Raw genomic sequence first — 580 nt, 5'->3', positions numbered from 1 at the left:
AGATGGAGAAGCGTCGGGCTCGTGCGGAGGCTGCCGCGCGTGAGGCAGGCCTTGGCGATGAGCCGACGCGGTCGACTGGCCGCCACGCGGCCGAGCCCCGCAAACCCCGCCCCAGGGGCCCCGGCCGCCACGCGAAGTGACGAGGACAGGTGCGGGCTCCGTCTAAGGGGAGGGGCTGTAAATTGTTGACTGGTTCGTCGCATGAGAGCGCTGGCGAGAGGCATCGTGTATCCGGATATGAACCTGTCTGACACGCAAGCCGGTGTGGGGTGCCTCGTTCTGGGGGCGGTGACGATGCTGAATTGGTGGTTCGCCATGTTCTCGGATCGCTGGTACGGGGATCTGGGTCGCTCCTTCGGTGAAGGTGAGTTCAATGTGGGTCGTAATACGATCTCGCTCATTCTTCCGGCTGTGGGGGTGGCGTTTTCCATTGGTGGTTGTGGGATGCTACTGTACCCTTCAGGTAGTAGTGGGGGCATGCCCAAGGTGTTGATGGGTACCGCCCTCTTCTTCGTGGTGGTGGCGCTGCTCGGGCTGATTCCGTTTCCGTTGCCTGGGCCGATGTATCCGGAGTGGCAGA

1 protein-coding gene is annotated in these 580 nt (G+C 62.9%); it reads left to right on the top strand.

From position 1 onward, the window contains the following. Positions 1 to 237 precede the first annotated feature (237 nt). A partial coding sequence (locus HMPREF2883_RS15160) for a hypothetical protein (RefSeq protein ID WP_070662560.1) occupies positions 238 to 580 on the top strand: 343 nt, incomplete at its 3' end.

It is taken from the genome of Actinomyces sp. HMSC075C01 (assembly GCF_001812965.1).
In the GTDB taxonomy this organism is placed as follows: Bacteria; Actinomycetota; Actinomycetes; order Actinomycetales; family Actinomycetaceae; genus Actinomyces; species Actinomyces acetigenes.
This window is presented reverse-complemented; position numbering and strand designations above follow the sequence as displayed.